This is a genomic window from Streptomyces sp. x-19 (assembly GCF_046549115.1).
GTDB lineage: Bacteria > Actinomycetota > Actinomycetes > Streptomycetales > Streptomycetaceae > Streptomyces > Streptomyces albulus_C.
In genome coordinates, this window is the sequence record NZ_JAJPWK010000009.1 from 13,674 (window position 1) to 37,844 (window position 24,171).

Here is a 24,171-nt window from a genome sequence, read left to right on the forward strand (position 1 = left end):
GCTTCCCCTTCCGGGCCACCGGCGTCGGGGCACGGCACTCCATGTGCGGCCCCGGAACCGGCCGAAGCCGCCCGCCCAACACCTCACAACCGCTCGATCACCGGAGAAGAAATGCGCAAGTTCCACAAGGCCGCCATCGTGGCTGCCGCCGCCCTCGGCAGCGTCGGCGCCTTCAGCGCAGGCACCGCCCAAGCCCACGGCGAGCCGGGGCACGACATCGGCCTCGGGCAGGGCACCGAGTGCCGGTCGCACGACATGAACGTCGACGTCCTGGGCGCCGCCGGCCTCCTCAACGGCACCCTGGGCAACGCCCTCAACGGCGAGGGCTCCCCCGGTTCGCAGCCGACCCACATGGGCGCGAACCTGCGGTGCGACAACAACGCCTTCTGACGCCCGCTCCCCCGCGCTGGCACTGATCCGGTCCCGGCACCGAGCCACCAACTCGGTTCCGGGGCCTTTGGCTTGCGCCGGCACATCCGCATCCCGCACGCGGCGCATGGCCGGACCTCGGGCAACTCGGTCCGGCCATGCGCCTTTTGACGGGGTGCGCCGCGCCGTCACCCCTCGTTCCGACGGGGTGGGAAGCAGACCGCCCTCCAACCGGCGCGACGCCGGCGCTCGCGCGCCGGACGCCGCCCCCGGCTCCTCGGCAGCAGCTCAGTCCATCGGGGCCATGTGGTCGCCGGCAGGCACCGGTGCCGAGTTGTTGCACGTGATGGCCGGGCCGACCTGCGTGGTCCCAGGGTTGAGCAGTCCGTGAGCCGGAAGCGTCACCGGCGACGTCGGCACGCAGCTCTGCTGCTGGTTGAGGGTGTAATTGCCGTCCTCATTGGTACCGGTGGTCCGCTGGAGGCAGGTGACGTTGCCTTGGATGTCACGGGTGCAGAGCCCGGTGGCATCGGCGTGCGCCTGGGGAACCACGAGGCCGGCCGCGGTGAGGCCGCCCATCAATGCCACGACGACTGCGGTCTTCTTCCGACTGAACATGAACTGCGTTCCTTTGTGATCGAGGCCAGGGCGCGATGCACCGCGAACGGGCCTGCGCCCGGGCCCTGGGATGCCGGAAGGGGTCTGGCGCCCGAGCCCGTGAGCCGGCCGCCAGACCCCCTCGGTTACTTGCCGGCGCTGTTGTTGCAGCCGATCCCCGAGCCGATCGGGGTGGCCTGCGCGCCGGGCGAGCCCTCTCCGTTGAGCGCGTTGGACAACACCCCGTTGAGGATGCCGACCTCGCCGAGGACGTCGACGTTCAGGTCGTGGGTCCGGCACTGGGAGCCCTGGCCGATACCCATGCCCGAACCACCCATGGCGTACGAGGTGCCGGCACCGAAGAAGCCAACGCTGCCCAGCGCGACGGCCACGACAGCAACCTTGTGAAGCTTGCGCATTTCTTCTCCATGTGAGCGGAAACGATCGGTTACCGATCGACTTCGTGCAGTTGCTGATAGTTAATACGAAAGACTCACAGTTGCTGGGCGACGCGCCGGATGATACGACCCGACGAAGCGGACTTGACCCTTGCAACCATGGCAAGTTCCGGACCACTTGGGCATTCAACGGGCCGGGCCGCACGCCAGCTCCTCGCGGCGAATCACCCATTCGGCCGCACCGGCCCGGGGCAATTGTTCCGCCACAAGCGAGCGGGCCCTTCGGGAAGGATTTCCCGAAGGGCCCGCGAGCGGTGCCGGGCGCGATCGCCCGACGCGCCTTACTTGGTGAAAGCGTGGTTGAACTGACCGCAGGTGGTGCCCAAGGTCTCGGGAACGGCGAGCACGCCGATCGGGAGATTGGCCTCGGCGAAGGTCTGCGGGCTGCACTCCTGGTACGGGCGGAAGAGATCGTTCTTGTGCATCCTGCCGCCATCGTGGGCGTAGGCGGTGCCAATTCCGGCACCGGCGGCCGACAGACCGCCGGCCGCAGCCGCGACGATCATGACCTGGTGAAGCTTGCGCATGGAACCCTCGACCCTTCGTACCTTTGCTTAAGCCCTAATTGCTGGCTGTGACTGCGCGCACACTAGCAGTCGCCAATCTGGGGGTTCCACTCCGTTGCGCGCCCTGTGTCGAAAGACGAAAAAAGGCGACAGAAGGCGCCTGGACCTGCGAGTTTTCCGCACCCCGTGCCGTCTTTATGGAACCCCGATAGTCACACCGGAGAGGGGTATCGAGCGTCGCGACCGCGCCCCACTTCGCATGACCGGCAATCCCGCCGGCATGACTTTTCCGCAGGCGCCGGCGGTGGTGACACTCACGGCAATCGGGTGAGTATCGATCCACTCCCGTGCCCCTATTGGGGGCCCACGTCGTTCACCTTCCGCAGAGCACAGAAGAGGGGTCCGGCGGCAATGCCGAGCGGGCCGTCACGCGAATCGACAGTCGGTTTTCCATTGCCCCGCTGCGACCTCAATTCGCGTGCTCAGCAAGCTCGTTGAGCACCTCCGGGCAATCGTCGGGAATGCCGCACGGGAGTTCGCCGCTCGCCATCCGGGACGGTGGAGCACGCCGGGTTCGACGCATCACGGACGCGAAGGGAGAGTTCCTCCTGTTGCGGGAACGACACGGGAAGTGTAGGGGCGAAATCCACGATTGATTACGTTGAGTGTGCATATCCTCACACTTAGCAGTCGCGGCATCATCCCCGTCCACGCAACCAAGGATCAAAGGTTCCATGCGCAAACTTGAGAGAGTCGCCATCGTCGTCGCAGCCATCGGCTGCCTCGCCACCGCCGGTGCCGGAGTCAGCTTCGCTGACGGGTACGGCCCGCAGGCCAACGCCTGGGCCGTCTCGGCCGCCGGGGCATCTTCGTCCGGCGGCGAGCGCGGTGACCAGGAGGCCGCTCCGCAGGCCGCCCCCCAGGCGGCCGCCCCGCAGGCTCCGGCTCCGCAGGCCGCCCCGCAGCCGGTCCAGCAGGCTCCTGCCCCGCAGGCCGCCCCGCAGGTTCCGGTGCAGCAGGCGCCGGTCCAGCAGGCGCCCGCCCCGCAGGCCGCCCCCCAGGCCCCGATGCAGCAGATCCCGGTCCAGCAGGCGCCCGCGCCGCAGGTCGCCCCCCAGGCGACCGTCCAGCAGGCGCCCGCCCAGCAGTCCGCCGAGAAGCGTCACGAGGACGTGAAGATCGGGCAGCACACCATGTGCCGGTCGCACGACATGAACCTCAACGTCCTCGGCCAGGTCGGGCTGCTGAACGGCGTGTTGGGCAACGCCCTCAACGGTGAGGGTTCCCCCGGCAAGCAGGGCACCCACCAGGGCTCGCGGATGGGCTGCAACAACTCCGCCCTCAACAAGTAACACCTCGGGGTTCTGGTGTCCGGCCTACGGGTCCGGGCACCGGAACCCCTTTCGGCATGTCCAGGGCCCGGGCGCGGGCCCGTTCGCGGTGCCCCGCGCCCAGCCTCGATCACAAAGGAACGCAGTACATGTTCAGTCGGAAGAAGATCGCCACCATCGTGGCACTGATGGGCGGCCTCACCGCGGCCAGCGTCATCGCCCCCCAGGCACACGCCGCGGACGGCGCCAACTGCGACCGTGGCGTCGCCGGCGACAGAACCTGCGTCCACAAGACCGAGGGGACCTACCGCACCAAGGACGGCGACCGCGTCGTCATCCGGCAGATGCAGCGTTGTTCGACGGCCGCCCGGCAGCGCGTGGTGTGGCCCGAGTCCGGCCTGGAGGGCCGGGAGCACACGGACATCGGTCCGCGCATGAACTGCTCCAACCACTTCCTGCTGCCCAAGGGCTTCGAGCGGCCGCGCGTCGACTTCTGAGGCACACGCGGTCGTTGACCGGGTGGCGGCGAGCCCGCGCCCGATGACGACTCGGCGGGGTCGGCACGCCGTTCGGCGACCGGCCCCGCTTCTGCGTGTCGGTGCCGTCCGTCATCCGTCGCCCGCCGGCTCGCCGCCTCTGGTCCGGGAGGCGGTGCACGCCGGGGTGACGGACACGCAACTTCCCTTCTTTCCGGGCCCGTTGGTCGGGCAGTGTCCGACGGCGCCGGGGCCACCGGGCGAACGGCGCCCGGACGGAAGCGAAAAGAAAAGAGGGGTCCCGGCGTCCGTGTGGACGCCGGGACCCCTCTTCGTTCCGGTTACTTGCTGAATGCGCCGTTGCTGCAGCCCATCGACGAACCCATGTGGGTGCTCTGCGCGCCCGGCGAGCCCTCGCCACCGAGGAGGTTGCCGCCCAGGCCGTTGGCGATCCCGACCTCGCCGAGGATGTCGACGTTGGTGTCGTGCGACCGACACGAGGCGCTCTGCTTGATGTCGAAGCGGGCCTTGCCGCCGCCCTCCTCGCCGTCGGCGTTGGCGGTGCTGGCGCCGAGGAAGCTGACGCTGCCGAGGACGGCGGCCACGACAACAGCCTTGTGAAGCTTGCGCATTTCTTCTCCGGTGAATTGAGCGGTTGAGGTCGTTATGTAACGACTTCGTACAGTTGAGGAGGCTAATACGAAATGTGCGTGAAGTCGTTGAACGACGCGCCGGATTGTATGATCGAGATTTCGTGATTTCCTTGGCGCGCACCGAATTTGCGGCACCGAGGGCCTTCAGGTGAAGTGGCCGCCCGCCGAAAATTCCCCTGTTCAGCCGAATTACCTCGGCCAAGTCCTCCGCGGCGCAGCGTCTTCCGGTTTTCCGTGCCGCACTGCTGTCAGGGTGGCCGGTGCCAGTTCACGCCACCACGACGAATGGAGCAGGAGCCGATATGCGCCGTGCCCTTGCCGCCCTGTTGGGGGCCCTCGCCCTCACCGGGGTCCTTTCCGCACCCGCTTACGCCGACGGGACCGGTCCGGGCGTCACCGGAGTCCTCGGCGACCCCCTGAAGGTCGCCAGCGACCTCGGCCCGCTGCACGTGGGTCGACTGCCGCTGCTCACCCGGAACTGACGTCCCCGAACCGGCCGGGGTGCCCCGAGGAGACCCGGGACACCGGCGGGACCGGGGACATTCCGGTTCAGGGCGCCCCGGCAGGGGCGGGACGTCGACGCCCGCCCCGGGCCGGGCAGCCGGATCCGTTCCGGCCGGCCCCGCACCCCGTCCTCCGGCGCCGTCGCGACGGCCGCGTCGAGCTCCGCTCCGCGGCCCACGGGCGGCGGATCACCGGCGGCTCGCCCCGTGGGGCTTTTGATTTACGCGGTTTCCCTAAAGCTCGCCGCTATTACGGCGGGCTTTTTTCGCGATTATTTTTCGGTGACCCACTCATCATGAGAAATGCATTGCCATACAAAAATATCTACCTGCGCATTCCACCGAGTAGGCATACACATCAAGCTGAAAGAGTGATCGAAATGGTGCATTCGGATCTTTCTGCGTTCAGCGTCGTTGTGTGGTGTGCGGTCCGCGGATGTGACCGCACTGTCAAGGAGGAGTCTCGTGATCAAAAAGGTCATTGCCGCTTCGGTTGCCACGGGCGGCCTGCTGCTCGCAGGAGCGGGAGCGTCCGCGGCCGACGCCGGATCGGAGGGCACCGCTGCCGGCTCTCCGGGTGTCCTTTCCGGCAACCAGATCCAGGTGCCCGTGCACGTCCCGGTGAACGTGTGCGGCAACACGGTGGACGTGGTCGGAGCGCTCAACCCGGCCTTCGGCAACCGCTGCGCCAACGTGTCGAAGGTCCACGTGCGGCACCACCGGCACAGGATGCAGGAGAGCAAGCCGCAGGTGCACCACGAGGCCCCCGTGGCCCGGCACCACCTGCCGGCCGCCCCGATCGCGGCGCCTGAGCACCGGCAGCACCGCAACGTCCCGGTTCGCCCGCAGCTGGCGAAGACCGGTGGGGCGGAGACCGGGCTGGCCATCGCGACCAGCGCCGGGCTGTTGATGGGTGGCGTCCTGCTGTACCGGCGGGGTCGTCGCACCGCTCACAACTGAGCGGGAAACTGCGGGGCGGCGCGCGTCCGGGAACCGGGATGCGCGCTTCGCGCCCGAACGTTTCGAAGTTCGCACCGCAGCCCGGGTCTTCGCGGCCCGGGCTACGGCTGGTGCTCCTCGGCAGTTCACCGCCGACGGTGGTGAACTGCCGGTCAGCGGTCGGGCGAGGGATCCCCGGCCCGCCCCTCCGGAGCAGGTCACCGGCGTGCCGTCAGTTGACGCCCCGGTCGAATCCGGCCCAGTAGGGCTGGCGCAGCTTGAACTTCTGGATCTTGCCGGTGGCGGTGCGCGGGATGGCGTCCCGGAACTCCACCGAGGTCGGGGCCTTGTAGCCGGCCAGGTGCTGCTTGCAGTGGGCGATGATGTCGGCCTCCTCCGCCGTCGCCCCTTCGGCGAGGACGACCAGGGCCTTGATCGTCTCGCCCCACTTCTCGTGCGGTACGCCGATGACCGCGACCTCGGCGACGGCCGGGTGGCTGAAGATGGTGTCCTCCACCTCGATGGACGACACGTTCTCACCGCCGGTGATGATGACGTCCTTCTTCCGGTCGGAGATCGTCAGATGGCTGTCGGCCTCGTCGAAGGTGCCGCCGTCGCCGGTGTGGAACCAACCGTCCGCCAGCGCCTCCACGGTCTCCTCCGGCTTCTCCCAGTACCCCTTGAGCACGGTGTTCGAGCGGGCCAGGACCTCGCCGGCGTCCGAGAGCGCGAGCTTGACGCCCAGGGCGGGCAGGCCCGCCCTGGAGAGCTTGCGGGCCCGCTCCTCGGCGGGGAGGCCGAGGTCGGCGGGCCGGGTGCGGTTGAAGGTGAGGAACGGCGAGGTCTCGGTGAGGCCGTAGAGCTGGGTGAACTCCCAGCCCAGTTCCTCCTCCACGCGCTGGATGGTCCGGCTGGGCGGCGGGGCGCCGGCGCACACGATGCGGACGCGGTCCCGGCCGGGTACGGCGCCCTGCCAGGTGACCGCCGCGTCCAGCACCATGTTCCAGACCGTCGGGGCGCCGCACATGAGGGTGACGCCGTGTTCCTCGACGCGGCGGAGGATCTCGGTGCCGTCGACCTTGCGCAGCACCACCTGCTTGGCGCCCAGGCCGGCCATCACGTAGGGCATGCCCCAGCCGTTGCAGTGGAACATCGGCAGCGTGTGCAGGTAGACGTCGCGCTCCCAGGCGCGGGTGTGCAGGCCGAAGGTCATGCCGTTCACCCAGATGTTGCGGTGGGTCAGCTCCACACCCTTGGGGCGGGCGGTGGTGCCCGAGGTGTAGTTGATCGTCGCGGTGGCGTCCTCGTCCGGGCGCGACCAGGGACGCGGTGCCACGCCGAACCGCATCAGCTCGGTCTCGGTCTGCTCGCCGAGGACGAAGCGGTGGCGCGCCTTGACGTGGGCGAGGGCGGCGTCCAGTTCCGGGTCGACGAGGAGGACCGTGGAGCCGCTCTGTTCGACCACGTAGGCGACTTCCTCGGGCTTGAGGCGGAAGTTCACCGGGACGCAGATCCGGCCGCTCATCGGGACCGCGAACAGCAGTTCCAGCAGCCGGGCGGAGTTGTGGCTGGCCACCGCGACGCGTTCGCCCTCGCCGACGCCGAGGGCGTCCAGGCCCGCTTGCCAGGCGCGGACGCGTTCGGCGAACCGCCCGTAGGTGGAGGTGGGCACCGGCGGAGCGGGCTGCTGCGGCTCGTCGATCACGCCCGGGCCGGTGCGGAACCCCAACTCGGCCCGGTCGAGGAAGTCCGCGATCGTCATCGGTGTCCGCATGCTCTCTCCTGTGCTCGGTGTGCCCGGTGCGGGGGACGCCCCCGAGGACGTCCGCAAGGTGGCATGGAGTCTGGCAGTCGAGACCCCCATCAGGGGTTCAAGCAGCGGTTTTGCGTCAGCAACGGTCATCCTGGCGGACGGCCGGGACGGCGACGGACGGCGCCGGACCGACGGGCCGGGCGGTCAGCGATGGGCCGCCGGTGCGCCGGTCTCCCCCGCCGCCGCGCAGGCCCGCAGCAACGCGTCGACGCCGTCGGGCGGGTTGGCGCGACGGACCACCAGGGAGGTGGTCAACTCCATGCCCGGGTTGCGGAACGGCAGGTAGCGCACGCCGGGCGCGGACAGCCGGCGGGCGTAGGTGTCGTAGACGACGGTCCACAGCCCCGCGGCCGTGGCACCGGCGCCGATCGCGGCCAAGGTGGCCTCCAGCGAGCCGTGCCGGGGGCCCGGCAGGGGTGTGAATCCGACGTCGTGGAAGGCGGCGGTGACCAGGTCGACCAGCGGCGGGTTGGCGTCGCGGTCGGTGAGGACCAGGGGCACGCCGGCGAGTTCGGCGAGGCTGATGGTGCCCGGCGAGGCGGCCAGCGGGTGGCGGGCGGGGACGGCGGCGACCAGGGGGTCCTGCCAGAGGGGGACGTGGCGGAGCCCGTCCCGGGCGGGTCCGGGGGCCGGGCCGCGGACGAAGGCGGCGTCCAGCGCTCCGGACGCGACCAGCGCCGGCCGCTCCGGGGCCGGTGCGGTGACCGGCTCGACGGCGAGCTGCGGGGCGATCCTGGCGAGCGCGTCGAGCACCCGGTCCAGGTGCCCGGCCAGGCCCGGGCTGGTGCCCAGGCGCAGGGTGCGCGGCGGGGCGCCCGACGGCGCGGCGACGGTGCGGTGCGCGAGTACGGCGCGGGCGCGTTCCTCGGCGGCGAGCAGCATCCGGGCCTCCGGGAGGAAGCGGTCTCCGGCGGCGGTCAGCCGCGGCTCCGGCAGTGCGGGGTCGAACAGCTCGGTCCGCAGCTCGCGTTCCAGTTCGCGGATGCGGTGCGCCACGGCCGACCGCGGCAGGCCCAGGCGCTCGGCGGCCCGCCTGAGGTGCCCTTCCTCCGCGACCACGACGAAACAGTGCACCTGTTGGAGTTCCACGCGCGCCCCTCCCCGGCCCCTCGGGCCACGGCCCCCGTAGGCCACTGGCGTCAACGGCGTCGCCCGCGAGTCAATTCCCTTGCCGCGCCTGCCGCGACCCGGCCATCATCCACCCATGATCGACGCCAGCGCACTCGCCGCGAAGCCCGTCCTCGAAGGCGGCCGGATCCGGCTGGTGCCGCTCGCCGAGCGGCACGCGGACGCCTTCCACGCCGCCTTTCAAGATCCGGAGACCAGGCGCCTGACCGGCACCCACCGCGACTGGAGCCGGGCGGAGCTCGGGGCGTGGATCGCTACCTGCGCGGAGCGCACCGACCGGCTGGATCTGGCCATCGAGGACCGGGAGACCGGCGCCTACCTGGGCGACCTGGCGCTGAGTCAGATCGACCGGGACAACGCCCACGGCTCCTTCCGGATCGCCCTGGTCCCCGGCGCCACCGGCCGCGGCCTGGGGCCGGAGGCGATCCGGCTGCTGCTCGACCACGCCTTCGACCATGTGGGCCTGCACCGCGTCCAGTTGGAGGTCTTCACCTACAACGAGCGGGCCCGGCGCGCCTACGAGGCGTGCGGTTTCGTGGTGGAGGGCCGGCTGCGCGAGGCCCTGTACTGGGACGGGGCCCGGCACGACGTGCTGCTGATGGCGGCGCTCCGGCCGGCGCGGTAGTACGGCGGGCGGCTCAGTAGTCCTCTCCGGTGAACGGCAGCCGTTCGGTCTCCAACGCGGCGTCCAGGCGGCGGACCGCGCCCGGGGTGCGTTCGCGGGCCAACCCCGCCTGGACGAGTCGGCGCAACGGCACCCCGCCCAGGTAGCAGGCCCCCAACTCCCGCACGTCCAGGGCGACATCGGCGGCATCGGTGGTCGGCGTCCAGGAGGCGGCGGTGCCGGGTCGGCCGGCGGTCAGGCGGAAGCGTCCGTCGTTGGCGGGCAGGGCGGCGTCGCGGACGTCGAGGACGACGTCCACCGGGGCGGCCCAGGAGCGGGCGGTCAGGGCGGCACCCACGTCCACCAGCCGCAGCCACAGGCAGGGTTCCTGTCGGGTGACCCGCACCTGGTCCCGGTCGGCGGCGAACTGCAGCAGGGGGTCGTCGACGGGCCGGGTGGAGGCGTGGACGGCGCTGGTCAGGTCGATGCCGGCGAGGTACGTCCACAATGCGGCGGCGGCCGGGGCGGAGGCGGCGGCCAGTTCCTGGACGTCGACCGCGCCGGGGGCGTGGCCGTCGGCGCCGCGGGTGCGGTAGAGGGCGTAGCCGGCGGGGTGCTCGCCGGCGGCTCCCAGCACCACCACCCGCAGGGGGCCGTAGTCGTCCTCGTCGTCGTCGGCGTGCTCCAGGCCCAGGACGTGCCGGCGCCACCATGCGGGGTCGCGGCTGAACCGCCCGGCGCCCGCGGTCAGTTGCTCCTCGTGGAACGCGCCGAGCACGGCCGGGGCGTCGGCCGGGTCGAGCAGGCGCAGTGGACGGTCGTCGGGGGCGATGCGGAGCGCCAGGGGGCGGCCGGAGTCGATTTCCAGGCGGTACGCCTCGGTGGCGGCGCCGAAGCCGAACCTGCCGTAGATCGCGCTCTCGGAGGCCCAGAGGCAGGCCAGCGGGAGCCGTTCGGTCGCGCAGTGCCGCCACAGTTCGGTGAGCAGTCCGGTCAGGGCGCCGCGCCGCCGGTGGGTGGCCGCGACGGAGACGAAGTCCAGTGCGGCAACGGGGAGTTGGCCGCCCGGGACGGCGATCCTCAGGCGGTGGGCGGCGGCCATGCCGGCCAGTGTGCCGTCGTCGTAGGCACCGATCCGGAGGGCGTCGCGCAGCACCTCGCTCTGGTGGGCGCGGCCCTTGCCGTCGAGCTTCAGGTGGAAGGCGAGGGCGGTGAGGTCGACGGCCTGGTCGAGGTCGGCGTCCGGGATGGTGCGGAGGGTCAGGTCGGTACGGTGGCTCGTGGTCACACGGGCGACGCTAACCGGGCGGGTGCGTCGTGCTCATCCCGTTTTCTCCGCCGGGGGCGGGATTCAGCCCGTCGGCCGCACGGCCCGCGTCCGGCTCGGCGTCGCCCACCAGTAGGTCGCCGCGTTCGGTGCGCCGGTACACCACCCGCCGGCCGACCCGGATGCCGACGACGAGGCCGGCGTCTCGCAGGACCGCCAGGTGGCCGCCGACGGTGCCCAGGGACTGCTGGAGCCGGGCGGCGAGTTCGGTGCTGGTGGCGGGCTGTCGGAGGGCGTGCAGGAGGCCGGCGCGACCGGTGCCCACCAGGCGGGCGAGGGCCCCTCCGGGGGTGGTGGTGTGTTGCGGGAGGGCGTGCACGGTGGCGGCGCCGCGGGCCGGGTAGACCTGGGCGTGGTGGCCGGGTGGGCCCTCGCAGAGCCAGGTGCCGGTGGCCAGGCTCACCGGGACGAAGAGCATGCCGGCGTCGCCGATGACGCGGTCCGGGCCGGGGCGCCGCCCGAAGCGGATGGCGTCCGGGCCCTCCCAGGTGCTGTGGCGGCTCATCTGGTCGAGGGCGCCGGGCCAGCCGCGGGTGGCGAGCAGTCCGGCCCGGTGGGCGACGTCGCGTTCCAGGAGGGTGCAGCGGCGGGTCCAGTCCGGGGCGACGTGCGTGCGCCACAGGCACTGGAGCAGGTCGGCGGTGCGGTCGGCCCAGGCGTGCCCGGTGAGCCAGGACAGGTCGCGGTGGCGGTGGTGGCGGGCCGCGTGGCGGGGGTGCGGGTGGGCCGCGGAGGTCTCCAGCGCGGCGCGGAAGGCGGCGTCGGGGAGGGTGCGGACCGCGGCCAACTCGTCGGCGAGGGTGGTGCGCAGGCCGTTCGGCGGGGGGATCGCCACGCAGCGGGGCAGCCAGGTCGTCGAGCTGACCAGTCCGATCAGGCCGCGGGCGAACGGGTCGGCGGCCCCGACGGCGGTAAGGGCCGGCAGGTGGCGGGCGTGCCAGGCCGCGAACCAGGGGGCGGGGCCCGGCCGGGCGAGGGCGATCACCGTGCCGAGGGTTTCGGCGAGCGGTGAGAGCGCGAAGCGGGAGCGGGCGAGGGCGAGCGGGCTCAGGCGCAGTACTGCCATCGGTTGCGGCCTCCCTCCGGGGTAGGGGTCCGCCGGCCCGGCGTCCGCGGTGCTCGGGGTCGCGGTGCGGGCGGACGCGGTGGGTGCGGACGCGGGGTGTGCGGACGCGGCGTCCGCCGGTTCGCCGGGCCCGGACCTTTCGCCCGAGGCCGAAAGCATAGGTCTCCGCGCCGGGCCCCGCAGACTCCGGCTCATGGACCCCGACCCCCACGCCGCCTCCGGCCCCGCCCGCGTGCCCGCTCCCGCCGCCCGGCCGGGGCCGCCCGCCCGGAGCGCTGTGTCCCCGCCGTCGTCCCCGCTCTCGTACCCGGGCTTCCGCTGGTTCCTGACCGGGCAGGCGGTGTCGCTGCTGGGCAGTGCGATGGCGCCGGTGGCCCTGGCCTTCGCGGTGCTGGACGGCTCGGGCGGCCGCCCCGGCGACCTCGGGGTGGTGCTGGCCGCCCGGATGCTGCCGATGCTGGCGTTCTTGGTGGTGGGCGGGGTGACCGCGGACCGGTTCCGGCGCCGGACCGTGCTGGTGGCGGCGAACCTGGGGTCGGCGGCCGCCCAAGGAGCGGTCGCCGGGCTGCTGTTGACCGGGCGCTACGCGCTGCCGTCGGTGGCCGGACTGGAGGTGCTGGGCGGGGTGTGCGCGGCGTTCACCACGCCGGCGCTGCGCGGCCTGGTTCCGGAGGTGGTCGGCGCCGCGGCGCTGCGGCCGGCGAATGCGCTGTTGAGCACGGTCCGCAACGCCGCCAAGGTGCTGGGGCCGAGCCTGTCGGGCGGGCTGGTGGTGGCGGTCGGCAGCGGGCCGGCGATCGTCTGCGACGCGGTGAGCTTCGCGGTCGCCGCCGGGTGTCTGGCCCGACTGCCGGGTGACGGGGCGCGGCCGGCGCGGGCGGTGGGGCCGGTGTGGGCGGCGGTGCGCGGCGGCTGGCGCGAGTTCGGGCGGGTCCGGTGGGCGGGGCCGGCGACGCTCTCGTTCTTCGTGATCAATCTGGTGCAGACCGGGACCTGGCAGATCCTGGGCCCGGCACTGACCGAGCGGACCGCCGGCCGGGCTGTCTGGGGGCTGGTGCTCAGTGCCCGGGGCGTCGGGCTGCTGGTGAGCGGGGCGGTGCTGTACCGGCTGGTGGTCGGCCGGCTGCTGGCGTGGGGGCTGGCGGCGGGTGCGCTGGGGGCGGTGCCGCTGCTGGTGCTCGGCGCGCGGTGGGACGCGCCCTGGCTGGTCGCGGGTGGCTTCGCCGCCGGGCTCGGGGTCTGCGTGACGGGCATCGCCTGGGACACCTCGCTCCAGGAGCACGTCCCGGCGCACGCGCTGTCCCGGGTCGCGGCCACCGGCGATCTGCTGGCGTACGCGGCGATCCCGGTGGGGCAGTTGTGGGTGGGGCCGCTGGCCCGGGCGTACGGCGGGTTCCGGGTGGTGGCGGTCGCCGGGGTGGTGTCCGCGTTCGCCGCGGTGCTGCCGCTGGCGTCGCGGGCGGTGCGGGGGCTGCGGCACGCCCGGCCGCCGGGGGACGGGGAGGCCCCGTGCCCGTGACGCCCGGCCGGTAGGGCCGGACGCCGCGGGCACGGGGCCCCGCGAGGGCTCAGAGCCACTCGCCGAACCGGCGGATGTACCATCCCTTGACCCCCTGCGTGAGCAGGCAGTACGCCGCCAACGTCGCGGCCAGCCACGGGAAGTAGGCCAGCGGCAGTGCCTGCATGCCCAGCGCCCCGGCCAGCGGCGAGAACGGCAGCCACAGGCCGACGCCCATCACCAGTGCGGTCATCAGCAGCACCGGCCAGGTGGCGCGGGACTGGACGAACGGGATCCGGCGGGTCCGCAGCATGTGCACGACGAGGGTCTGGGTGAGCAGGCCCTCGACGAACCAGCCGGACTGGAACAGCGCCTGGTGGACCTCGCTGTTGGCGCCGAAGACGTACCACATCAGGGCGAAGGTGGTGACGTCGAAGACGGAGCTGGTCGGGCCGAGGACGAGCATGAAGCGGCGGATGCCCCGGGCGTCCCACTTGCGCGGGGTGCGCAGGTAGTCTGCGTCCATCCGGTCCCAGGGCGTGGCCAGTTGGGAGACGTCGTAGCAGAGGTTCTGCACGAGCAGTTGGAGCGCGAGCATCGGCTGGAACGGGATGAACGCCGAGGCGACGAGCACCGAGAAGACGTTGCCGAAGTTCGACGAGGCGGTCAGCTTCAGGTACTTGATGGTGTTGCCGAAGGTCAGCCGGCCGCGCAGCACGCCCTGGCCGAGGACGGTGAGGTCCTTCTCCAGCAGGATGATGTCGGCGGACTCCTTGGCGATGTCGACGGCGGTGTCGACGGAGATGCCGACGTCGGCGTCGCGCAGTGCGGCGGCGTCGTTGATGCCGTCGCCGAGGAACCCGACGGTGTGCCCGTCCGCCTGCAGAGCGCGCACGATCCGGGCCTTCTGCACCGGGTTGACCTTCGCGAACAGGGTCGCCGTGCGGGCCCGGTCGAGGAGTTCGAGGTCGTCGAGGGCGTCGATCTCGGCGCCGGTGACCGGGGTGCCGGGGTCGATGCCGACCTGCTCGCAGACCCGGGCGGCGACCAGTTCCCCGTCGCCGGTGACGACCTTGACCGCGACGCCGTTGTCGGCGAGCGCCCGCAGCGCCTCGGCGGCGTCCTGCTTCGGCGGGTCGAGGAAGGCGAGGAAGCCGATCAGGGTGAGCCCGGCCTCGTCCGCGACGGTGTAGGTGGCGGCGTCGTCCGCCGCGGCGTCGGGGTCGACGGGCAGCGTGCGGGTCGCCACCGCCAGCACCCGCAGGCCCTGCCGGCCGTGGTCCTCGGCGGTGCGCAGCACGGTGTCCCGCAGGGCGTCGGTGAGTTCGACGGCGTCGCCGGCGTACGCCACCCTCTCGCAGCGGTCGAGGACCTCCTCCACGGCCCCCTTGGTGATCAGCAGGTGCTCGGCGGCGGGGCCGTCGAGGTCGTTGCGGCGCAGCACGACCGACATCCGGCGGCGCGCGAAGTCGAAGGGGATCTCGTCGACCAGCGTGAAGCGGGCGTCGACGACAACCTCCTCGGCCTCGTGCATCCGGTCGATGACGGCCTGGTCCATCAGGTTGCGCAGCCCGGTCTGGAAGTGGCTGTTGAGGTAGGCGAGTTCGAGGACCTCGCCGTCGGACCGGCCGTGCACGTCGAGGTAGCGGTCCAGCACGATCCGGTCCTCGGTGAGGGTGCCGGTCTTGTCGGTGCACAGCACGTCCATGGCACCGAGGTTCTGGATGGCGTTGAGGTGCTTGACGACGACCTTGCGGCGGGAGAGCGCGACGGCGCCGCGCGCCAGGTTGGTGGTGACGACCATCGGCAGCATCTCGGGGGTGAGGCCGACCGCGACCGCCACCGCGAAGGTGAACGCCTCCGCCCAGTCGCCCTTGGTGAGCCCGTTGATGAGGAACACCACCGGGACCATCACCATCATGAAGCGGATCAGCAGGAAGCTGACCTTCTTCACGCCGGTGTCGAAGCTGGTCTCCGGGCGCTCGCCGGCCAGCGCACCGGCCATGGAGCCGAGGTAGGTGTCCGCGCCGATGGCGATGACGACGCCGGTGGCGCTGCCGGAGGTGACGGAGGTGCCGGTCAGGACGAGGTTGTCGGCCTCGACCGGGTCGCCGGTGGCGTCCTGGCCGCGGTCGGTGGCCGGTCGGGTGTCGGCCTTGGCGACCGGCAACGACTCGCCGGACAGGGCGGCCTGACTGACCATCAGGTCCTTGGCGGTGAGCAGGCGCAGGTCGGCCGGGACGAGGTCGCCGGCGGCCAGCTTGACGACGTCGCCGGTGGCCACGTCGGCCATGGGGATCTCAAGGGTGGCCGGCAGCCGGCCGCGGCCGGCCCGGCGCTGCACCGCGGTGGTCGTGGTGACCAGGGCCCGCAGCGCGGCGGCCGCGCTGCCGGACCGGTACTCCTGCCAGAACCGCAGTCCGGCGCTGATCAGCACCATCGCGCCGAGGATGGCGATCTTCGGGTCGAACGGCTCGGTGTCGGCGACCTGGAGCCACTGGCCGTACATCACGGCGACCAGGACGGCGAGCACCAGGATGAACGGGTTCCAGAACGCCCTGGCGAGCTGTGCGTACCAGCGCGGCGGGCGCTCCTGCGCGATGGCGTTGGCGCCGTCGCGCTCCCGCCGCAGCGCGGCCTCGCGGTGGGTGAGGCCGCTCGGGGTGCTGCCGAGGTCGCACAGGACCTGCTCGGCGGGGCGGGCGCTGAACTCCGCGAGCCGGGCGGCGACGCGCCGGGTGCGCGTCTGAAGCTCGGCGGCCCGGCGCTCGCGGCGGGAGCCCCGGCCCGGCGGAGCGAGCGTCCCTCGGGTGGGCGGCGTGGTCATCGTGGTCATGGCGAAACCTCCTGACGCGCATGCGGGCAGGCCGGACCGACCGCCGTCGAACCACGGAATTCGAAGAACTCGGAGTTCCGGCGGAATTGTTTCCGGGCAGGCCGAAATGGCCGGTGCGCGCGGGCGCTGAGAATTACGGAAAAATACCGGGGAAAAGGCGTGCACCGGCAAAAAGGCAGCACGGAAGGGCCGTGGTGGAAATACGGTTCAGCCCGGTCCGACGGGCAGCACGAAGCGCCCGGGAATCACCGGTGAGTGCACACAGCAGTGCGGGGAACAGCCGCGATCACGCGGCGAACGGCGCGATCAGCAGAGAGCAGCGCTGCGGCAAGGACTTCCTTCGGGACTCATCCCGATCACCTCCTCGCTCGCGCGGACATCGCCGGACGCCCTCGACGAAGGCGGCCTCGGTGGCCCATCTTGCCATACGTTCCCGGATTTCCCGTCATCCTTTCGGCCGAGGCGGTCAATGCGGGGCGCGAGGTGCGTCGCGCGACTCCCGTCCGGGCCGTTCTCGATAAGCGGCGCGGGCCGCGGCAATTCCCTTTTCGCGTGCCGCGTTCCGGGCGGCCGGGAGAGCAATCGCGCGACGGGGCGGACGGGCACACCCGGCGGCGGGGACGGCGCCGGGCGGCGCGGCCCCGGGCGGATCCGATGGGCGGGCGGACGGGCACCCGGGCGGACGGGCGGAAAACGAACCGGCACGGGCGCGGCCCCCACACAGCGCCGCGCCCGTGCCGTTGCGAACCACAGGTTCGCCCTCCCCCGGGTCCGGCGCCGTCAGGTACGCCGGTCCCGTAGGTCTCGTGCGTCCCGCGGGCGCCGCGTGTTCGGTCGGCGCCGCCCGTGCGGGACGGGGTGTCGTGCACCAACGGGCTTGGTACACAACACTTCTGACGTTACGTCAGGCAACTTCTCCGATCCGGCCCACGGTACGGGGGGCCTCGTGGTGGATCGGGGTGTGCGCGCCGGTCAGCGGGGAGCCGGTGCCGCCGCGCCGGTTGGCGACGATCTCGGCGGCGATGGAGAGCGCGGTCTCCTCGGGCGTCCGGGCGCCCAGGTCCAGCCCTATCGGCGAGCGCAGGCGGTTCAGTTCGAGCTCGGTGAGTCCGACGTCCCGCAGCCGCTGCTGGCGGTCCAGGTGGGTGCGGCGGGAGCCCATCGCCCCGACGTAGGCGACCGGGAGCTTGAGCGCCCGTTCCAGCAGGGGGACGTCGAACTTGGCGTCGTGGGTGAGGACGCAGAGCACCGCGCGGGAGTCGAGGTCCTGGGAGTCGAGGTAGCGGTGCGGCCAGTCGACGACGATCTCGTCCGCGTCCGGGAAGCGGGTCCGGGTGGCGAAGACGGGGCGGGCGTCGCAGACGGTGACGTGGTAGTTGAGGAACTTGCCGACCCGCACCAGCGCGGACGCGAAGTCGATCGCCCCGAAGACGATCATGCGCGGGGCGGGCACGGAGGACTCGACGAGGAGGACCACCGGCTGACCGCACTGGGAGCCGTCCGCGCCGATCTCCAGCGTCGTGGTCCGGCCGGCGTCCAGCAGGGCTCGGGTCTCCTCGACCGCGGTGCGGTCCAGGGCGGGGTGGCCGCCGAGGCTGCCGGTGTGGCTGCCGTCGGGGCGCACGAGCAGGGCGCGGCCCAGCAGGTCGGCCGGCCCCTCGATGATCCGCGCGACCGCCGCCGCCTCACCCGAGGAGGCGGCGGCCAGCGCGGCGGCGAGCGGTGCGGCGTTGCTGTCCACCACGTCCCCCGCGGGGCCGCTGTCGGCGGCGCCGGGGGCGCTCGCCCGTACCGGTGTGATGAAGATGTCGATGATCCCGCCGCAGGTCAGGCCCACGGCGAAGGCATCCTCATCGCTGTAGCCGAAGCGCTCCAGGACCGACTGGCCGGTCTGCAACGCCTCCTGGCACAACTCGTAAACGGCTCCCTCCACGCATCCACCGGAGACCGACCCGATCGCCGTGCCGTCACTGTCGACGGCGAGCGCGGCGCCGGGCTGGCGGGGGGCGCTGCCGTTGGTGGCCACCACGGTGGCCACCGCGAACGTGCGTCCCTGCTCGACCCACCGGTTCAGCTCGTCGGCGATGTCCAGCATGTCGGTCTCCTTACGGGAGGGAGCCGGCGGGCGTTATTTGACGCCCAGCCACTGCTCGATCGGATGGAGCGAGAAGTAGACGAGGAAGATGCCGGTCAGCACCCACATGAAGGCACCGATCTCGCGCCACTTGCCCTGGGCCGCCTTGATGGCGGTGTAGGCGATGACGCCGGCACCGACGCCGGTGGTGATCTGGTAAGTGAACGGCATCAGGGCAACGGTAAGGAACACCGGGATCGAGGTCGCCCGGTCACTCCAGTCCACGTGGCCGGCCACACTCATCATCATCGACCCGATGACGACCAGTGCCGCGGCGGCGACCTGGGCCGGCACGAGCTGGGTCACCGGCGTGAAGAACAGGCAGGCCGCGAAGAGCAGACCGGTGATCACGGAGGACAGACCGGTCCGGGCGCCCTCACCGACGCCACTGGCCGACTCGATGAAGACCGTCTGGCCGGAACCACCGGTCAGACCGCCGATCGCACCGCCCGCACCGTCGACGAACAGCGCCTTGGACAGGCCCGGCATCCGGCCCTTGTCGTCGGCGAGCTTCGCCTCGGTGCCGACACCGATGATCGTGGCCATGGCGTCGAAGAAGCCGGCCAGCACCAGGGTGAAGACGATCATGGTGACGCTGAGTGCCCCGATGGATCCCCAACCGCCGAACTCCACGTGCCCGAAGAGTCCGAAGTCCGGCATGGAGACGGCACTGCCGTCCATCGTGGGGGACGTACCGCCCCAGTCCTTGGCGGTCAGCCCGCCGAACTTGGTGGCGCCGATGGAGAGCGCGGAGCCGACGACGATGCCGATGAGGATGGCGCCGGGGATCTTGCGGGCCTGCAGCATGAAGATCAGCAGCAGGGTGATGCAGAAGAACAGGACCGGCCAGCCGGCCAGCTTGCCGTCGATGCCCAGGGTGACCGGGCTGCCCGGGTGTCCTATCCCCACGAACCCGGCCTTCACCAGGCCCAGGAGCGCGACGAACATGCCGATGCCCATGGTGATCGCGTGCTTCAGGGCGAGCGGGATGGCGTTCATGACCATCTCGCGGAGCCCGGTGACGACCAGGAGGCAGATGACGACGCCGTACATCACGCACATGCCCATGGCCTGCGGCCAGGTCATGTGCGGGACCACCTGCGTGGTCAGTGCCGCCGAGACGTTGAGGCCGGCGGCGAGGGCCAGCGGGACCTTGCCGACGAAGCCCATCAGCAGGGTGCAGACCGCGGCGCCCAACGCGGTGGCGGTGACCAGCGCGCCGTGGGCCAGGGTGTTGTTCTTGACGTCCTGAACCGAGCCCAGGATCACGGGGTTCAGCAGGAGGATGTAACACATCGCCATGAAGGTGGTGATGCCGCCGCGCGTCTCCCGCGCGAGGGACGTCCCTCTTTCGGAGATGTGGAAGTACCGGTCGAGCCAGGAACGGCCGGCGGGCTGGCGTGAGCCGTCACCCGCGTCTTCCGCCGTGGTCCTCGGCTCCGTGGACTGCTGGGTCATGGTGCCTTACTCCCAAGGTTCATAGGGGCCCCCGCCGAGGCGGCGAGATTTGGGATGGATATTCGGCTGCACGACCCGGGGGACGGCCCGAGACGAACGGGTACTGACTGCATCGAGCTGTCGCAGGTCAGTCGGGGTGTGGTGCGACGTGGTGCTGGGTGATGCGGTGGTGCCGTGTGGTGCGGTGGTGCGGTGGTGCTGGGTGATGCGGTGGTGCCGTGTGGTGCGGGGAAGACTCCGGGCGGTGCGCTGAGGAGGACGGACAGGACACCCCTTGTTCGCGCACCGCCCGGAGGGTTTGGGGGCCTGGGGAGGCGGCCCCCAGGCGGTGCTCCGTTACGTGCCCGTCAGGTGCTCGGGACGTACCGGGGTCTTGTTGAGCTCCAACCCGGTCGCGTTCCGGATCGCCGCGAGGACGGCCGGAGTGGACGACAGGGTGGGGGCCTCGCCGATGCCGCGCAGCCCGTACGGGGCGTGCTCGTCGGCGAGTTCGAGCACGTCGACCGGGATGGTCGGGGTGTCGAGGATGGTGGGGATCAGGTAGTCCGTGAAGGAGGGGTTGCGCACCTTCGCCGTCTTGGGGTCGACGATGATCTCCTCCATCACCGCCACGCCCAGGCCCTGGGTGGTGCCACCCTGGATCTGGCCGACGACGGAGAGCGGGTTGAGCGCCTTGCCGACGTCCTGGGCGCAGGCCAGTTCGATGACCTTGACCAGGCCCAGCTCGGTGTCCACCTCGACCACCGCGCGGTGCGCGGCGAAGGAGTACTGGACGTGGCCGAAGCCCTGGCCGGTGGTGAGGTCGAACGCCTCGGTGGGCCGGTGCCGGAACTCCAGCTCCAGGTCGATCGCCTCGGCCTCCAGGACGTCGACGAGGTCGGCCAGGACCTCGCCGCCGTCGGTGACGACCTTGCCGCTCTCCAGGAGCAGTTCGGCGGTGGCCCACGCGGGGTGGTACGTGCCGAACTTGCGGCGGCCGAGCTCCAGGGCCTTCTCCCGGACGGCCTCGCAGGTGTTCTTCACCGCGCCGCCGGTCATGTACGTCTGCCGGGAGGCGGAGGTGGAACCTGCGGAGCCGACCTGGGTGTCGGCCGGGTGGATGGTGACCTGCTGGACGCCGAGCTCGGTGCGGGCGATCTGGGCGTGCACGGTGACGCCGCCCTGACCGACCTCCGCCATCGCGGTGTGCACGGTGGCCACCGCCTCGCCGGCGATGACCTCCAGGCGCACCCGGGCGGTGGAGTAGTCGTCGAAGCCCTCGGAGAAGCCGACGTTCTTGATGCCGACGGCGTAGCCGACGCCGCGGACGACGCCCTCGCCATGGGTGGTGTTGGACAGACCGCCGGGCAGCGCCCGGACGTCGGCACCCTCGCCGGCCGCCAGCCACTGCTGCTCGGGCGGCAGCGGCATCGCCTTGATCCGGCGCAGGAGTTCGGCGACCGGAGCGGGCGAGTCGACCTCCTGCCCGGTGGGCATGAGCGTGCCCTGCTCCATGGCGTTGAGCTGCCGGAACTCGACCGGGTCCAGGCCGAGCTTGGCGGCGAGCTTGTCCATCTGCGCCTCGTAGGCGAAGCACGCCTGGACCGCGCCGAAGCCGCGCATCGCGCCGCACGGCGGGTTGTTGGAGTAGAGGGCGATCGCCTCGATCTCCACGTCGTCGATGACGTACGGGCCGGCCGCGAGCGAGGAGGCGTTGCCGACGACGGCCGGGGAGGCCGACGCGTAGGCGCCGCCGTCCAGCACGATCCGGCACTTCATGTGGGTGAGCTTGCCGTCCTTGGTGGCGCCGTGCTCGTACCAGAGCTTGGCCGGGTGCCGGTGGACGTGCCCGAAGAACGACTCGAACCGGTTGTAGACGATCTTGACCGGCTTGTCGGTGCGCAGGGCCAGCAGGCAGGCGTGGACCTGCATCGACAGGTCCTCGCGGCCGCCGAAGGCGCCGCCGACGCCGGACAGCGTCATCCGCACCTTCTCCTCGGGCAGGCCGAGGACCGGGGCGATCTGGCGGAGGTCGGAGTGCAGCCACTGGGTGGCGACGTAGAGGTCGACGCCGCCGTCCTCACCGGGCACCGCGAGGCCGGACTCCGGGCCGAGGAATGCCTGGTCCTGCATGCCGAAGACGTACTCGCCGGAGACGATGACGTCGGCCTTCTTGGCGGCCTCGGTGGCGTCGCCGCGGACGATCGGCTGGCGGTGGACGATGTTGGGGTGCGGGACGTGCCCGATGTGGTGGTCGTCGCGCCCCTCGTGGATCAGCGGCGCGTCCGCGGCGAGCGCACTGGCCTCGTCGGTGACCAGCGGCAGCTGCTTGTACTCGATCTTGATCTTGGCGGCCGCGCGGCGCGCGGTCTCCGGGTGGTCGGCGGCGACCAGCGCCACCGGCTCGCCGTGGTGCCGCACCTTGCCGTGCGCGAGAACCGGCGTGTCCTGGATCTCCAGGCCGTAGTTCTTCACCTCGGTGGGCAGGTCGTCGTAGGTGAGGACGGCGTAGACGCCGGAGGTCGCGAGCGCCTCGGCGGTGTCGATGGAGACGATCTCGGCGTGCGCCTCGGTGGAGCGGAGCGTGAAGCCCCACAGCATGTCCTCGTGCCACATGTCCGAGGAGTAGGCGAACTCGCCGGTCACCTTCAAGGTGCCGTCCGGGCGGAGCGTGGACGCGCCGATACCGGCGTCGGTCTTGCCGCCCTGGGTGAGGTTGGTGGGTGTACGGGTGGCACCAGCCATGATCAGGCCCCCTGTCCCGCGGTCTGGTTCTCGCCGCGGGCGGCCGCCAGCCGGACCGCGTCGAGGATCTTCTCGTAACCCGTGCAGCGGCACAGGTTGCCCGACAGCGCCTCGCGGATGTCGGAGTCCGACGGCGAGGCGTTGCGCTCCAACAACTCGTCGGCGGCGACCAGCAGGCCCGGGGTGCAGAATCCGCACTGGACCGCGCCGGCGTCGATGAACGCCTGCTGGATCGGCGCGAGTTCGCCGTTCTCGCCGGTCCGCGAGGCGGCCGGCTTGGACTGCCACTGCTGGGCGTCCTGCAGGCTCGTCCCGCAGGCCCCGGAGGCGCAGCCGCCGTGCTCGGCGCGCTGCTTGGCGAAGTCGGCCAGGCCCTCGACGGTCACCACCTCACGGCCCTCGACCTGCCCGGCCGCGACCAGGCAGGAGCACACCGGCACCCCGTCCAGACGGACCGTGCAGGAGCCGCACTCGCCCTGCTCGCAGGCGTTCTTCGAGCCCGGCAGGCCCATCCGCTCGCGGAGGACGTACAGCAGGCTCTCGCCTTCCCAGACGTCGTCGGCCTCTTGCTTGCGGCCGTTGACGGTGAAGTTCACGCGCACTGTGCGCCTCCCTTGGTGCCATGGGCGTTGCCCCGGTAGGACTCCCAGGTCCAGCCGAGGGTGCGGCGCGCCATGATGCCCACCGCGTGCCGGCGGTACTTGGCGCTGCCGCGCACGTCGTCGATCGGGTTGCAGGCCCCCGAGGCGAGCTGCGCGAACTGCTTGGCGACGGACGGCGGGATCGGGGCCCCCGACTCCCAGAAGCCGCCCTCGTCCAGCGCCGCGCCGAGGAACTGCTCGGCCTCCTTGGCCCGAATGGGGGTGGGTGCGGCCGAACCGATGCCGGTGCGGACCGTGCGGGTCTCGGGGTGCAGCGCGATGCCGAAGGCGCACACCGCGATGACCATCGCGTTGCGGGTGCCGACCTTGGAGAACTGCTGCGGGCCGTCGGCCTTGGGCAGGTGCACGGCGCGGATCAGCTCGTCCTGCTGGAGGGCGTTCCGCTTGACGCCGAGGTAGAACTCGTCGATCGGGATCATGCGGACCCCGCGCGCGGCGGACTCGACCTCGACCTCGCAGCCGGCGGAGAGCAGTGCGGGGTGGGCGTCACCGGCCGGCGAGGCACAGCCGAGGTTGCCGCCGACGCCGCCTCGGTTGCGGATCTGCGGGGAGGCGACGGTGTGCGACGCCAGGGCCAGGCCCGGCAGCTCGGCCCGCAGGTTCTCCATGATCTTGGTGTACGGGACGGACGCGCCCAGGCGTACGGTCTTCTCCCCGACCTCCCACTCACCCAGATCGGCGATCCGGTTCAGGTCGAGCAGGTACTCCGGGCGGCGGTGGTCGAAATTGATCTCGACCATCACGTCCGTACCGCCCGCGATGGGCACAGCGGTAGGGTGCTCTGCCTTGGCGGCGAGCGCCTCCTCCCAGCTGGCGGGGCGAAGGAAGTCCATGGTTGGCCTCTTCTACGAAATGGGGTCGTTCGCTGCTCATGGTCGGGACCTTCGGCCCTCGGCGCCATGGCGTCGTTCATGTCTTGTTAACGCGGTTGGGCTTAGTGAACGCGCTGTGGCCCCACCCGGTGCAGTCACCGAAACCATGAAGCGGTTGGCTGGCCACGCTGCCCGTCTTGTAGATTCGAACGAAAGACGAGGGATCAAAACCTCGCGGCATTCCACCGGCAACACGAGACAGCACAGAACGGCGGGC

Annotated in this window: 20 protein-coding genes and 1 pseudogene; 7 read left to right on the forward strand and 14 right to left on the reverse strand. The window is 71.7% G+C overall.

All coding sequences use genetic code 11. From position 1 onward, the window contains the following. The first annotated feature begins 111 nt into the window (after positions 1-111). Positions 112-390, forward strand: coding sequence for a hypothetical protein (locus tag ACLJT4_RS21865; RefSeq protein WP_411124314.1), 279 nt, complete (start codon positions 112-114; stop codon positions 388-390). Positions 391-657: 267 nt separating this feature from the next. Here ACLJT4_RS21865 and ACLJT4_RS21870 read toward each other — a convergent pair whose 3' ends face one another. From ACLJT4_RS21870 to ACLJT4_RS21880, 3 genes are all read right to left on the reverse strand, one after another. Continuing rightward, positions 658-987: a hypothetical protein gene (locus ACLJT4_RS21870; RefSeq protein ID WP_411124316.1), complete on the reverse strand. Its 330-nt coding sequence runs from the start codon at positions 985-987 to the stop codon at positions 658-660. Positions 988-1,112: 125 nt separating this feature from the next. Then, positions 1,113-1,385 (reverse strand): hypothetical protein, encoded by a 273-nt coding sequence (locus ACLJT4_RS21875; protein WP_411124318.1) that lies wholly within the window; start codon positions 1,383-1,385, stop codon positions 1,113-1,115. A 320-nt stretch (positions 1,386-1,705) separates the two neighbouring features. Beyond that, positions 1,706-1,951, reverse strand: coding sequence for a hypothetical protein (locus tag ACLJT4_RS21880; protein WP_016575039.1), 246 nt, complete (start codon positions 1,949-1,951; stop codon positions 1,706-1,708). Between the two features lie 1,046 nt (positions 1,952-2,997). Between ACLJT4_RS21880 and ACLJT4_RS21885 the strand changes: the two genes are divergently transcribed. Together ACLJT4_RS21885 and ACLJT4_RS21890 are read left to right on the forward strand one after the other, a co-directional pair. Beyond that, a complete protein-coding gene (locus ACLJT4_RS21885; protein WP_411124647.1) occupies positions 2,998-3,282 on the forward strand; it encodes a hypothetical protein in 285 nt (94 codons plus the stop codon). Positions 3,283-3,410: 128 nt separating this feature from the next. Then, complete coding sequence (locus ACLJT4_RS21890; protein ID WP_411124320.1) at positions 3,411-3,758, forward strand: hypothetical protein; 348 nt, start codon at positions 3,411-3,413, stop codon at positions 3,756-3,758. 320 nt (positions 3,759-4,078) lie between these two features. Here the strand turns inward: ACLJT4_RS21890 and ACLJT4_RS21895 are convergent, their stop codons facing one another. Further along, a complete protein-coding gene (locus tag ACLJT4_RS21895) occupies positions 4,079-4,369 on the reverse strand; it encodes a hypothetical protein (protein WP_038522813.1) in 291 nt (96 codons plus the stop codon). A 323-nt stretch (positions 4,370-4,692) separates the two neighbouring features. Here ACLJT4_RS21895 and ACLJT4_RS21900 point away from each other — a divergent pair, with 323 nt between their 5' ends. Beyond that, positions 4,693-4,872, forward strand: coding sequence for a hypothetical protein (locus tag ACLJT4_RS21900; protein WP_233657927.1), 180 nt, complete (start codon positions 4,693-4,695; stop codon positions 4,870-4,872). A gap of 486 nt (positions 4,873-5,358) precedes the next feature. Continuing rightward, positions 5,359-5,586 (forward strand): annotated as a pseudogene (locus ACLJT4_RS21905) (chaplin); the annotation flags it as partial. A 478-nt stretch (positions 5,587-6,064) separates the two neighbouring features. On the opposite strand, the gene ACLJT4_RS21910 reads toward ACLJT4_RS21905, so the two are convergent. Next, complete coding sequence (locus tag ACLJT4_RS21910; RefSeq protein ID WP_411124323.1) at positions 6,065-7,606, reverse strand: AMP-binding protein; 1,542 nt, start codon at positions 7,604-7,606, stop codon at positions 6,065-6,067. 183 nt (positions 7,607-7,789) lie between these two features. Further along, positions 7,790-8,734 (reverse strand): LysR substrate-binding domain-containing protein, encoded by a 945-nt coding sequence (locus tag ACLJT4_RS21915; protein ID WP_411124325.1) that lies wholly within the window; start codon positions 8,732-8,734, stop codon positions 7,790-7,792. 115 nt (positions 8,735-8,849) lie between these two features. Between ACLJT4_RS21915 and ACLJT4_RS21920 the strand changes: the two genes are divergently transcribed. Further along, positions 8,850-9,398: a GNAT family N-acetyltransferase gene (locus tag ACLJT4_RS21920; RefSeq protein ID WP_411124327.1), complete on the forward strand. Its 549-nt coding sequence runs from the start codon at positions 8,850-8,852 to the stop codon at positions 9,396-9,398. 13 nt (positions 9,399-9,411) lie between these two features. Here ACLJT4_RS21920 and ACLJT4_RS21925 read toward each other — a convergent pair whose 3' ends face one another. Both ACLJT4_RS21925 and ACLJT4_RS21930 read right to left on the reverse strand, forming a co-directional pair. Next, positions 9,412-10,665 carry a GNAT family N-acetyltransferase gene (locus ACLJT4_RS21925; protein ID WP_411124329.1) on the reverse strand — a complete coding sequence of 418 codons (1,254 nt, stop codon included), beginning with the start codon at positions 10,663-10,665 and terminating at the stop codon, positions 9,412-9,414. 10 nt (positions 10,666-10,675) lie between these two features. Next, positions 10,676-11,770 carry a helix-turn-helix domain-containing protein gene (locus tag ACLJT4_RS21930; RefSeq protein ID WP_411124331.1) on the reverse strand — a complete coding sequence of 365 codons (1,095 nt, stop codon included), beginning with the start codon at positions 11,768-11,770 and terminating at the stop codon, positions 10,676-10,678. 193 nt (positions 11,771-11,963) lie between these two features. Here ACLJT4_RS21930 and ACLJT4_RS21935 point away from each other — a divergent pair, with 193 nt between their 5' ends. Beyond that, positions 11,964-13,289: an MFS transporter gene (locus ACLJT4_RS21935; RefSeq protein WP_411124333.1), complete on the forward strand. Its 1,326-nt coding sequence runs from the start codon at positions 11,964-11,966 to the stop codon at positions 13,287-13,289. A gap of 49 nt (positions 13,290-13,338) precedes the next feature. On the opposite strand, the gene mgtA is transcribed toward ACLJT4_RS21935, so the two are convergent. The 6 genes from mgtA to ACLJT4_RS21965 all read right to left on the reverse strand — a co-directional run bounded on the left by mgtA (position 13,339) and on the right by ACLJT4_RS21965 (position 23,915). Continuing rightward, positions 13,339-16,104 (reverse strand): magnesium-translocating P-type ATPase, encoded by a 2,766-nt coding sequence (mgtA, locus tag ACLJT4_RS21940; protein WP_411124335.1) that lies wholly within the window; start codon positions 16,102-16,104, stop codon positions 13,339-13,341. Between the two features lie 904 nt (positions 16,105-17,008). After that, positions 17,009-18,199 carry an XdhC family protein gene (locus ACLJT4_RS21945; protein ID WP_411124337.1) on the reverse strand — a complete coding sequence of 397 codons (1,191 nt, stop codon included), beginning with the start codon at positions 18,197-18,199 and terminating at the stop codon, positions 17,009-17,011. 33 nt (positions 18,200-18,232) lie between these two features. Then, positions 18,233-19,696, reverse strand: coding sequence for an NCS2 family permease (locus tag ACLJT4_RS21950; RefSeq protein ID WP_411124339.1), 1,464 nt, complete (start codon positions 19,694-19,696; stop codon positions 18,233-18,235). Positions 19,697-20,032: 336 nt separating this feature from the next. Further along, entirely contained in the window at positions 20,033-22,420 is a 2,388-nt protein-coding gene (locus ACLJT4_RS21955) for a xanthine dehydrogenase family protein molybdopterin-binding subunit (protein WP_411124341.1), read from the reverse strand. 2 nt (positions 22,421-22,422) lie between these two features. After that, positions 22,423-23,022 carry a (2Fe-2S)-binding protein gene (locus ACLJT4_RS21960; protein ID WP_016574247.1) on the reverse strand — a complete coding sequence of 200 codons (600 nt, stop codon included), beginning with the start codon at positions 23,020-23,022 and terminating at the stop codon, positions 22,423-22,425. Continuing rightward, positions 23,013-23,915 carry an FAD binding domain-containing protein gene (locus tag ACLJT4_RS21965; RefSeq protein WP_411124343.1) on the reverse strand — a complete coding sequence of 301 codons (903 nt, stop codon included), beginning with the start codon at positions 23,913-23,915 and terminating at the stop codon, positions 23,013-23,015. The genes ACLJT4_RS21960 and ACLJT4_RS21965 overlap by 10 nt, the downstream gene beginning before the upstream one ends. Between the last annotated feature and the right edge of the window lie 256 nt (positions 23,916-24,171).

Excerpts from the sequence above, each read along its gene's own strand:
- ACLJT4_RS21865 (WP_411124314.1), top strand. The coding sequence starts at position 112 with ATGCGCAAGTTCCACAAGGCCGCCATCGTGGCTGCCGCCGCCCTCGGC.
- ACLJT4_RS21870 (WP_411124316.1), bottom strand. The coding sequence starts at position 987 with ATGTTCAGTCGGAAGAAGACCGCAGTCGTCGTGGCATTGATGGGCGGC.
- ACLJT4_RS21875 (WP_411124318.1), bottom strand. The coding sequence starts at position 1,385 with ATGCGCAAGCTTCACAAGGTTGCTGTCGTGGCCGTCGCGCTGGGCAGC.
- ACLJT4_RS21880 (WP_016575039.1), bottom strand. The coding sequence starts at position 1,951 with ATGCGCAAGCTTCACCAGGTCATGATCGTCGCGGCTGCGGCCGGCGGT.
- ACLJT4_RS21885 (WP_411124647.1), top strand. The coding sequence starts at position 2,998 with ATGCAGCAGATCCCGGTCCAGCAGGCGCCCGCGCCGCAGGTCGCCCCC.
- ACLJT4_RS21890 (WP_411124320.1), top strand. The coding sequence starts at position 3,411 with ATGTTCAGTCGGAAGAAGATCGCCACCATCGTGGCACTGATGGGCGGC.
- ACLJT4_RS21895 (WP_038522813.1), bottom strand. The coding sequence starts at position 4,369 with ATGCGCAAGCTTCACAAGGCTGTTGTCGTGGCCGCCGTCCTCGGCAGC.
- ACLJT4_RS21900 (WP_233657927.1), top strand. The coding sequence starts at position 4,693 with ATGCGCCGTGCCCTTGCCGCCCTGTTGGGGGCCCTCGCCCTCACCGGG.
- ACLJT4_RS21910 (WP_411124323.1), bottom strand. The coding sequence starts at position 7,606 with ATGCGGACACCGATGACGATCGCGGACTTCCTCGACCGGGCCGAGTTG.
- ACLJT4_RS21920 (WP_411124327.1), top strand. The coding sequence starts at position 8,850 with ATGATCGACGCCAGCGCACTCGCCGCGAAGCCCGTCCTCGAAGGCGGC.
- ACLJT4_RS21930 (WP_411124331.1), bottom strand. The coding sequence starts at position 11,770 with ATGGCAGTACTGCGCCTGAGCCCGCTCGCCCTCGCCCGCTCCCGCTTC.
- ACLJT4_RS21935 (WP_411124333.1), top strand. The coding sequence starts at position 11,964 with ATGGACCCCGACCCCCACGCCGCCTCCGGCCCCGCCCGCGTGCCCGCT.
- mgtA (WP_411124335.1), bottom strand. The coding sequence starts at position 16,104 with ATGACCACGATGACCACGCCGCCCACCCGAGGGACGCTCGCTCCGCCG.
- ACLJT4_RS21945 (WP_411124337.1), bottom strand. The coding sequence starts at position 18,199 with ATGCTGGACATCGCCGACGAGCTGAACCGGTGGGTCGAGCAGGGACGC.
- ACLJT4_RS21950 (WP_411124339.1), bottom strand. The coding sequence starts at position 19,696 with ATGACCCAGCAGTCCACGGAGCCGAGGACCACGGCGGAAGACGCGGGT.
- ACLJT4_RS21955 (WP_411124341.1), bottom strand. The coding sequence starts at position 22,420 with ATGGCTGGTGCCACCCGTACACCCACCAACCTCACCCAGGGCGGCAAG.
- ACLJT4_RS21965 (WP_411124343.1), bottom strand. The coding sequence starts at position 23,915 with ATGGACTTCCTTCGCCCCGCCAGCTGGGAGGAGGCGCTCGCCGCCAAG.